The organism is Micromonospora yasonensis (assembly GCF_026013475.1).
GTDB lineage: Bacteria > Actinomycetota > Actinomycetes > Mycobacteriales > Micromonosporaceae > Micromonospora > Micromonospora yasonensis.
In genome coordinates this window covers 1-7,558 of the sequence record NZ_JAPDPH010000289.1, presented here as the reverse complement: position 1 = coordinate 7,558, position 7,558 = coordinate 1, and the positions used below count along the sequence as shown (strand labels likewise).

8 protein-coding genes and 5 tRNA genes are annotated in these 7,558 nt (G+C 74.3%); 7 read left to right on the top strand and 6 right to left on the bottom strand.

The genetic code is table 11. From position 1 onward, the window contains the following. Positions 1-76 precede the first annotated feature (76 nt). A tRNA-Val gene (locus ONA70_RS33075) sits at positions 77-151 on the bottom strand. A gap of 19 nt (positions 152-170) precedes the next feature. Further along, positions 171-243 (bottom strand) — tRNA-Gly (locus tag ONA70_RS33070). Between the two features lie 173 nt (positions 244-416). On the opposite strand from ONA70_RS33070, the gene ONA70_RS33065 reads away from it, so the two are divergent. Further along, positions 417-656: a DUF6458 family protein gene (locus tag ONA70_RS33065; protein WP_265010414.1), complete on the top strand. Its 240-nt coding sequence runs from the start codon at positions 417-419 to the stop codon at positions 654-656. 81 nt (positions 657-737) lie between these two features. Here ONA70_RS33065 and ONA70_RS33060 read toward each other — a convergent pair whose 3' ends face one another. Further along, positions 738-1,556 (bottom strand): isocitrate lyase/PEP mutase family protein, encoded by an 819-nt coding sequence (locus ONA70_RS33060; RefSeq protein ID WP_265010413.1) that lies wholly within the window; start codon positions 1,554-1,556, stop codon positions 738-740. 69 nt (positions 1,557-1,625) lie between these two features. On the opposite strand from ONA70_RS33060, the gene ONA70_RS33055 reads away from it, so the two are divergent. Continuing rightward, positions 1,626-2,597: an ArsR/SmtB family transcription factor gene (locus ONA70_RS33055; RefSeq protein ID WP_265010412.1), complete on the top strand. Its 972-nt coding sequence runs from the start codon at positions 1,626-1,628 to the stop codon at positions 2,595-2,597. A gap of 62 nt (positions 2,598-2,659) precedes the next feature. On the opposite strand, the gene ONA70_RS33050 is transcribed toward ONA70_RS33055, so the two are convergent. The 3 genes from ONA70_RS33050 to ONA70_RS33040 all read right to left on the bottom strand — a co-directional run bounded on the left by ONA70_RS33050 (position 2,660) and on the right by ONA70_RS33040 (position 2,926). Further along, positions 2,660-2,734: transfer RNA gene (locus ONA70_RS33050), tRNA-Val, on the bottom strand. A gap of 13 nt (positions 2,735-2,747) precedes the next feature. Next, positions 2,748-2,818: transfer RNA gene (locus tag ONA70_RS33045), tRNA-Cys, on the bottom strand. Between the two features lie 35 nt (positions 2,819-2,853). Continuing rightward, positions 2,854-2,926 (bottom strand) — tRNA-Gly (locus ONA70_RS33040). Between the two features lie 280 nt (positions 2,927-3,206). Between ONA70_RS33040 and ONA70_RS33035 the strand changes: the two genes are divergently transcribed. From ONA70_RS33035 to ONA70_RS33015, 5 genes are all read left to right on the top strand, one after another. Beyond that, entirely contained in the window at positions 3,207-3,809 is a 603-nt protein-coding gene (locus tag ONA70_RS33035) for a TetR/AcrR family transcriptional regulator (protein WP_265010411.1), read from the top strand. Positions 3,810-3,862: 53 nt separating this feature from the next. Continuing rightward, positions 3,863-4,531 (top strand): class I SAM-dependent methyltransferase, encoded by a 669-nt coding sequence (locus ONA70_RS33030; protein WP_265010410.1) that lies wholly within the window; start codon positions 3,863-3,865, stop codon positions 4,529-4,531. A 9-nt stretch (positions 4,532-4,540) separates the two neighbouring features. Beyond that, positions 4,541-5,704: a cytochrome P450 gene (locus tag ONA70_RS33025; RefSeq protein WP_265010409.1), complete on the top strand. Its 1,164-nt coding sequence runs from the start codon at positions 4,541-4,543 to the stop codon at positions 5,702-5,704. 128 nt (positions 5,705-5,832) lie between these two features. Continuing rightward, a complete protein-coding gene (locus tag ONA70_RS33020) occupies positions 5,833-6,765 on the top strand; it encodes an ATP-binding cassette domain-containing protein (RefSeq protein WP_265010408.1) in 933 nt (310 codons plus the stop codon). Next, positions 6,762-7,558: ABC transporter permease (locus ONA70_RS33015; protein WP_265010407.1), on the top strand; the 797-nt coding region annotated here is incomplete at its 3' end. The genes ONA70_RS33020 and ONA70_RS33015, both read left to right, overlap by 4 nt.

Here is a 7,558-nt window from a genome sequence, read left to right as displayed (position 1 = left end):
ACTGACCAACCACATAACGCAAAGCTGGCCGGCACCCAAACACGGGTGCCGGCCAGTGCGCATTCGATCAGGTTTCTGGTGGGCGATACTGGGTTTGAACCAGTGACCTCTTCCGTGTCAAGGAAGCGCGCTCCCACTGCGCCAATCGCCCTGGGGACTGCCGGATCGCGAGCGGACGACGGGATTCGAACCCGCGACCCTCACCTTGGCAAGGTGATGCGCTACCAGCTGCGCTACGTCCGCGTTGTCGCCGTCCTGCGGCGGCGACGGGAGAACTGTACCCGATGACAAGATCGCCGGTCGAACCGACCCGCCGACCGACCGCCCGCCCCGGCCGGCACCTGCGATTGGGCCGATGACCGGCTGGGTACTGATTCCCATCGACAGCACACCACCATCCCCTGAAGGAGGCTGTCGTGGGAATCGGTACCAGCATCTTCCTGATCGCGGTCGGCGCGATCCTCACCTTCGCGCTGAACGCCCACATCGGCGGGGTCAGCCTGGACGTCGTCGGCTGGATCCTGATGGCGGCCGGCGTGCTCGGCCTGATCATGACCACGCTGGTCTGGGGCCGTCGCCGCGAGGTGGTCACCACCTCGGAGCCGGCGGAGTACCGGCGGGTCGAGGAGCGCCGGGACGTCACCCCGCCGCTGTGAGGCACTGGCGCCCGGGGCCGACGGAGCTGATCGGTCCCGCCGGTACGTGACCGGGGGCCGCCACCCCCGGTCACGTACCGGTCAGCGGCGCATCAGCTTGTTGAGCGTGCCGTAGTCGATGGCGTCGGCCAGCGCGCCGTACGTCCCGGCGCCGAACGCCTCCTCGGCGGCCCGCCGGGCCACCGCGTACGCGGCCTCGGCGACCGAGGAGCCGAGGCTGATCCGGGCCACCCCGAGCTTCGCCAGCTCGGGCACCGCCGGAGCGCCCGGCCCGGCCAGCACGTTGAGCGGGGCCGGAATCGCCGCCACCAGGGCGGCCACCGTCTCCGGATCGACCATCCCCGGCACGAACACCCCGTCGGCGCCGGCCGCCAGATACGCCTCGGCCCGCGCCACCGTCTCCCGGACCCCGCCCGCGCCCCGCAGGAACGTGTCGACGCGAGCGTTGACGTACAGCGGGATCCCGGCCCGGTCCGCGGCGGACCGGACGGCGGCCAGCCGGGCGCACTGCTCGTCGACCGGGCGCAGCGGCGTGGTCCCGCCGTGCCGGGCGTCCTCGACGTTCACCCCGACGGCACCCGCCGCGAGCACCGCGGCGACCGTGTCGGCGACCTCGTCGGGGGTGTCGCCGTACCCGGACTCGATGTCGGCGGTGACCGGCAACGGCACCGCGGTGGCGACCCGGCGGACCAGGTCGACGGCGGCCTCGCGGCCGAGCGCGTCGCCGTCCGGTGCGCCGAGGCTCCAGGCGACGCCGGCGCTGGTGGTGGCGACCGCGCGGGCGCCGGCGGCGGCGACGATCCGGGCGCTCGCTGCGTCCCAGGCGTTGACCAGGACCAGCGGCTCGCCGGGGACGTGCAGGGTACGGAAGTGCAGGGCTCGGGTGTGGTGATCGTTCACCCGGCCAGTCTGGGTCGGCGCGGCCGGCCGCCGTATTGTTTCAGTCCCAGCTGAAACGAAGGGGGCGGCGTGGTCTCGATCGGCCTGTCGGCGGGCGCCGTGGCGCGGGTCCGCTTCGCGCTCTCCTGCCTCTGGGAGGTGGTCGCGAGCGTGCGGGTGCTGCGCGACCCGGGCCAGCACGCGATCCACCTGCCCTGGGTGAACCGGGTACGACCGCGCCTGGCCGCCGCCGGGCTGCTCGACGGGCTGCTCTGGCAGCTGGTGCCGCCCGCACCCGGGTACGTGGTCGACTTCCTCACCCCGCCGCCCGCCGGCCTCACCCCCGACCTCGGACCGGAACTGGCCGCCCTGCGCACCACCCCGTCCGGTACCGTCCGCGCGCACCTGGACCTCTGTCCCGGCCCCCGGCCCCCGGCGTCGGCCGCCCTGTACGCCGATCCCGAGGCCGGCCTGCGCCGGCTGGCCGAGGAGATCGGGGCGTACTGGCGGCTGGCCGTCGCCGCCGACTGGCCGAGGGTCCGGGCGGTGCTCGACGCGGAGGTGTTCCACCGGGCCCGGCGGCTGGCCGAGGGCGGCGCGGCCGGGCTCCTCAACGACCTGCACGAACGGGTCCGGTGGGAGGGCGACGCCCTGCTGATCAACCAGCGCCACTGCGCGGCCCCGGACGTGCCGGACGGCGCCGGGCTGGTCCTGGTGCCCTCGGTCTTCGTCTGGCCGTCGGTGCTCAGCATCACGGCCGACGACGTGTCGCAGCTGGCGTACCCGGCGCGGGGCGTCGGCGCGCTGTGGGAGTGCCCGACGAGTGCGCCGGACGCGCTGGGCGCGGTGCTGGGCCGGGGCCGGGCGCGGCTGCTCGCCGAGCTGGACGCGCCCCGCTCGACCACCGAGCTGGCCCGGCGGACCGGCCTGTCCCCCGCCGGGGTGTCGCAGCACCTCACCACGCTGCGCGCGGCCGGCCTGGTGGTGACCCACCGCCAGGGGCGGTCGCTGCTGAGTAGCCGGACGGCGGTCGCCGAGGCGCTGCTCAGCGCCTCGGCATGACCGGCCGGGAGCAGCAGAACGGCTCGTCACCGGACCGGTGACGAGCCGTGTGCTCATCCAACTGGTGGGCGATACTGGGTTTGAACCAGTGACCTCTTCCGTGTCAAGGAAGCGCGCTCCCACTGCGCCAATCGCCCTCGTCTACTGCCGAGGTGGAGACGGGATTTGAACCCGTGTACACGGCTTTGCAGGCCGTTGCCTCGCCTCTCGGCCACTCCACCGAGGTTGCCCCCGAACATGCGTGGCGGCATCTCCGAGCGGACGACGGGATTCGAACCCGCGACCCTCACCTTGGCAAGGTGATGCGCTACCAGCTGCGCTACGTCCGCGTGCCCCCGGCATTTCCCGGTGACGGATGAGAACTTTAGCCGAGCCCGGGAACGGTTGCCAAATCGGGGTCTCTTCCGGGCGCGTCCGGGTGACCCTCGCGCGTCACTCGTAGAGCTTCCTAGGAACCTGGGTGGCCGGCTGGGACGGGCCGAGGGCCCCGCGCCCGGAATCCGCCAGCGACTCGCCGGCCAGGCAACTGTCCGGGATCCGACTACCGCCCGCCCAACCAGCCGCGCCGGTGACTCCTCGTGGTCAATGGGATGGGCTACGGTAACGGGCGTGACGAGACGCGCCGCCGAAATCCGCCTGGATGCCCTGCTTCGCACGGCTTGTGACGTGATCGCGGAGCGAGGGCTCGCCAACACCAGGACGGCCGACGTGGCCGAGGCTGCCGGGGTCAGCCAGGCCCTGGTCTTCTACCACTTCGCCACCAAGGACCGGATGCTCGCGCAGGCCTTCGCGTACGCCGTCGAGCAGGACCTGGCCCGGCTCGACGCGGTGGTGCGCTCCTCCGCGCCGCCGCTGGCCAAGCTGCGCCGGATGCTCCGGCTGTACGCCCCCACCGGCCGCTCCACCTCCTGGTCCATCTGGATCGACGGCTGGGCCGAGTCGCTGCGGACTCCGGAGCTGGAGAAGGTCTCCCGCCGGCTCGACCTGCGCTGGCGGCAGGACCTCGCCGCGGTGATCAGCGACGGGGTGGCCGACGGGACCTTCGAGTGCCCCGACCCGGCCGGCGCGGCCTGGCGGATCAGCGCAGTGATGGACGGCCTCGCGGTGCAACTGTCGGTGCACGAGCGGGTGATCACCCGCCGGCAGATCGCCGAGTGGATCCGCCTGGTGGCGGCCCGCGAGCTGGGCCTGGAGCCGGCCGCGCTGGACTGACGCGGACCGGGATCGGCCGCGAGCGGCGCCGGAGCGTACGACAGAATCACCCGGTGTCCGACCTGTCCGCGGCCTTCGTCCGGCTGCACGCCCGGCTCGCCCCGGTCGCCTTCGTACCCGAGGTGCGGCTGCACCAGGCCGACGAGCCGATCGGCCTGTGGGAGCTGACCGAGGGCGAGTTCCACAGCGCCCAGCCCCCGCCGTTCTGGGCCTTCGCCTGGGCCGGCGGGCAGGCGCTCGCCCGCTACGTCACCGACCACCCCGAACTGGTCGCCGGCCGCCGGGTGCTCGACCTCGCCTCCGGCTCCGGCCTGGTCGCCATCGCCGCCGCCCGCGCCGGCGCGGCCGCCGTCCGGGCGGTCGAGGTGGACGAGCGGGCGGTCGCGGCCGTCGCGCTCAACGCCGAGGCCAACGGGGTACGCGTCGACGCCGAACTCGGCGACATCCTCGACGGCGCCGCCGGGGACGCCGAGGTGGTGCTCGCCGGGGACGTCTTCTACAGCGAGGCGATGGCCCGGCGGATGCTGCGCTTCCTGCTCCGGGCCGCCCGGTCCGGGGCGCGGGTGCTGGTCGGCGACCCCGGCCGCGCATTCCTGCCCCGCGAACGCTTCCACCAGCTGGCCGCCTACGACGTGCCGGTGGCCGAGGCGCTGGAGAGCGTCCGGGTGAAGCACACCACCGTGTGGGAGCTGGACCCGGCTCCGCCGGGAGCCGCCCGCTAGCGTTTCGCCGTGCTGTTCCGGGGCTGGGGGGAGTCGGTCGACGGGTCGTGGCCGGACGTGGCCACCGTGGTCGACCACGTGGGCGTACCGCACCTGGTGGTGACCCGGCACGCCCTGGTCCGGCGGCTGCTCACCGACCCGGAGACGTTCCGGCCGGACAACGCCCTCGACGCGGTGACCCCGATCCCGGTGGCCGCGCTGCGGGTCCTGGCCGGGCACCGGTTCCGGCTGCCGCCGACCCTGGCCAACAACTCGTCGGCCAGCCATCCGGAGATCCGGGGCATCGTCGCCGACGCCCTGCACCCCGAGCGGGTCGCCGCGCAGCAGCCCTGGCTGGCCGACCTGGTCCGGCAGCGGGTGGTCCGGCTCGCCGCCGCCCTCGACGCGGGCCGGCCGGTCGACCTGTACGCCGAACTCGCCGCCGACCTGCCGTTGCTGGTGCTGGCCCGGCTGGTCGAGCTGCCGGACGCCCCGGTCGGCGCGGTCAAGGACTTCGCCCGGGCCGCGCTGGAGCTGTTCTGGGCCCCACTCGACGAGGCACGGCAGCTCGCCCTCGCCGCCGAGGTGGGGCGGTTCCACACCGTGCTGCGCGCGTTCGCCGCCACCGGCGGTGGGCTGGCGGCCCGGCTACGCGCCGCCGGGCACTCCCCCGACGTGGTGGTCGGCGCGCTGTTCTTCCTCCTGGTCGCCGGCCAGGAGACCACCTCGCAGTTCCTCACCCTGCTGCTGCACCGGCTGGTCGGCGAACCGGAGGTCCGGGCCGGGCTGCGCCGGGGCGAGGTCGCGGTCGCCGACGTCGTCGAGGAGGGGCTACGCCTGGAGCCGCCGATCGTCACCTGGCGCCGGGTCGCCGCGGTCGACACCACCCTGGGCGGGGCCGCCGTGCCGGCCGGCACCAGCATCGTGGCGTGGCTGGCCCGGGCGGGCCGGGACGCGGCCGTGGTCGCCGCGCCGGACGAGTTCCGCCCCGGGCAACGCGGCTCCCGCCGGCACCTGGCCTTCGGGGCTGGGGCGCACCGGTGCGTGGGTGCGCAGCTGGCCCGGATGGAGGCAGCGGTGGTGGTCGCCGAGGCGAGCGCGCTGCTCGACGGGGTGACGGTGATCCGCCCGCCGTGGTGCCCGGACAACCTCACCTTCCGGATGCCGGACGCGTTCGTGGTCCGCCGGGGGTGAAAGGAGGGGCCCCTTGTTAACAGACGTCTGTTAACAAGGGGCCCCTCCTTTCACCCTGACGAAAGTCAGGGCGGACCGCCGCCGATCGACGGCGGCGCGGAGGTCCCCCTGCTCCCTACCGTCGGCGCATGATCACACTTCGTGGCTTGACGAAACGGTTCGGGACGGCGACCGCGGTCGACGACCTGACCGTCGACATCGGACCGGGACAGGTCACCGGCTTCCTCGGCCCCAACGGCGCGGGCAAGTCCACCACCATGCGGATGCTGCTCGGGCTGGACCGGCCGACCGCCGGGCAGGCCCTGGTCAACGGCCGGGCGTATCGGGAGCTGCGGCACCCGCTCCACGAGGTGGGGGCGCTGCTCGACGCCACCGGGATCCACCCGACCCGGGCCGGGCGGGCGCACCTGCGGGCGATGGCCCGCAGCAACGGGATCCCGGGCCGCCGGGTGGACGAGGTGCTCGACCTGGTCGGCCTGGACGACCGCGCCGCCGCCAAACCGGGCCGGGCCCTGTCGCTGGGCATGGGCCAGCGACTCGGCATCGCCGGGGCACTGCTCGGCGACCCGCCGGTGCTGCTCCTCGACGAGCCGGTCAACGGCCTCGACCCGGACGGGGTGCGCTGGCTCCGCCGGCTCACCCGGACCCTCGCCGACGAGGGACGCACCGTGCTGATCTCCAGCCACCTGATGAGCGAGATGCAGCAGACCGCCGACCGGGTGGTGGTGCTCGGCAAGGGCCGGCTTATCGCCGACGCACCGCTGGACGAGCTGATCGCCGCCCGCCCGGCCGCCGCGGTCCGGGTCCGCGGCCCCGAACCGGCCGGCCTGTCGGCGCTGGCCGCGCGCCTGGCCGCCGAGGGAGCGGCCGTCAGCCGGGACGGCGATGCCCTGACCGTCACCGGCGCCTCCGCCGCCCGGGTCGGCGACCTCGCGTACGAGCTGGGAGTGCGGGTGCACGAGCTGACCCCGGTGGCCGCCTCGCTGGAGGAAGCGTTCCTGGAACTCACCGCCGACAGCGTCGAGTACGCCGCCGGCCCGACCGGAAGTAGGAACCGATGACCGCCGCCATCCCCGCTGAATGGATCAAGCTCCGGTCGGTCCGGTCCACCTGGTGGACCGTGCTGGCAGCGGTGCTCACCATGGCCGCCACCACCGCCCAGCTCGCCATCTACGCGGTCAACGCGAACACCGACGACGACTCCACGGTGAACCCGGGGATCGTCGGGGTGGGTGAGATCGTCGCCGGCTCGCTGGAACTCACCCAGTACGTCGTCCTCGCCCTCGGCCTGTTCGCCATCACCAGCGAGTACACCAGCGGCACCATCCGCACCACGCTGCGCTGCACCCCGTCGCGGAGCCGGCTGCTGCTGGCCAAGGCGGTCGTGGTCGGCGCGGTGACGTTCCTGGTCGGGCTGCTGCTCGGCGGCGTCGGCGCGGCGGTCGCCCGGCCGGTGCTCGGCGAATGGGGACGCGCCCCGCTGGGCGGGACGATGGCCGACGTGCTCGCCTCGGCCACGTACCTGGCCCTGGTCGGGGTGCTGGCGCTGGGCCTGGCGGCGGCGCTGCGCGGCGCGGTGCTCACGCTGACCGTGCTCTTCGCGCTGCTGATGATCGTGCCGTTGTCGCTGCAGGAGCCGGGGATCACGGTGCTCACCCGGATCGCCGACGGGTTCCCCGGCGTGGCCGGCGGCCACTTCCTGGCCGGCGACACCGACCCGTACCCGGCAGTGGTGGGGCTGCTGCTGCTCGCCGGCTGGGTCGCTGGCGATCAGGGCGCCCTCGCGCAACCGGTCCCAGAACTCCGCCGTGTTGTTCGCGCCGGGGAGGACCAGGCCGAGGCCGACCACGGCGA

Excerpts from the sequence above, each read along its gene's own strand:
- ONA70_RS33020 (WP_265010408.1), top strand. The coding sequence starts at position 5,833 with ATGATCACACTTCGTGGCTTGACGAAACGGTTCGGGACGGCGACCGCG.